At 73.1% G+C, this 1,157-nt stretch carries 1 protein-coding gene; it reads right to left on the reverse strand.

The window, feature by feature from the left end; translation table 11 throughout:
- Positions 1-1,157: polyketide synthase dehydratase domain-containing protein (locus ACGFN2_RS35900; RefSeq protein WP_393367191.1), on the reverse strand; the 1,157-nt coding region annotated here is incomplete at both ends.

Here is a 1,157-nt window from a genome sequence, read left to right on the forward strand (position 1 = left end):
CCCCACACCGCATCCGCCGCAAGATCACCCCCACCATGCGCACCACGGGTCACAACGACCAGGCAAGACGCCTCGCAACGCTCGTCGGCCAGCCACTCCTGGAGGAGGGAAAGGACGTCCAGGACGGCCTCGTGGACGGCGGCGGCATCGTCGGCGCCGGCGGGGGTGGGCACGACCACGACGTCGGCGACCGGGTCGGGGTCCCGCAGAAGTCGGCGTACGTCCGCAAGGCCGTCGGCCACGACGACTCCGGAGTCGTCGGCGCCGTGCGGTGTATGGGCGGACGTCCATTCCAGCTGCCACAGGTGGGCGGCCGCCTCGGGCTGGGCGGCGCTCAGGGCCTCTGGCATCAGCGGGCGGAAGGAGAGGGCGCCGATGGTGGCGACGGGTGCTCCCGCCTGGTCCGCCACCAGCACTGACACTCCGTTGGGGCCCTTGGGTGAGAGCCGGACCCGCACGCTGCTCGCGCCTGTGGCATGTAGGTCGACGGCGCTCCACGAGAACGGCAGCCGTGCGGTGCCGGGCTCCACGGTGTCCTGGGCCAGGGCCACGGCATGCAGGGCCGCGTCGAGGAGAGCGGGATGGACGCCGAACCGGGTCGCCTCCGCGGCTTCCTCGGCGGGCAGGGTCACCTCGGCGAAGAGTTCGTCACCGAGCCGCCAGGCCTTGCGCAGGCCCTGGAAGGCGGGACCGTAGTCGAGCCCGGCGGCCGCGAAGCCGCCGTCACCGTAGAGGTGACCGAGGCTGACGGGCTCGGCCCCGGCGGGCGGCCACGCCGTGTCGCCGGAGGCACCGGTCGCGCCGGAGGCCACGGGGGTGGCGTGGGCGTTGGGCGCGTCGGGGGCAGTGGATGCGAGAACACCGGTGGCGTGGCGGATCCATGCCGTGCCCGCGGCCTCACCGCCGGGCGAGGAGTGGATCGCGACGATGTGGCGACCCGAGGCGTCGGCGGAACCGACGGAGAGCTGAATCCGGACACCGTTCTCGTCGGGCAGGACGAGCAGTGCTTCGAGGGTCAACTCTTCCAGGTAACGGCATCCGACCTCGTCGCCCGCTCTGATCGCCAGCTCCAGAAGGGCGGTGCCGGGGACGACGACGCGTCCGGCGACGACGTGGTCGGCGAGCCAGGGATGCGCGTCCAGGGACAGCCGCCCGGT

The sequence above is a fragment of the Streptomyces sp. NPDC048612 genome, from assembly GCF_043199295.1.
Taxonomy (GTDB): Bacteria; Actinomycetota; Actinomycetes; order Streptomycetales; family Streptomycetaceae; genus Streptomyces.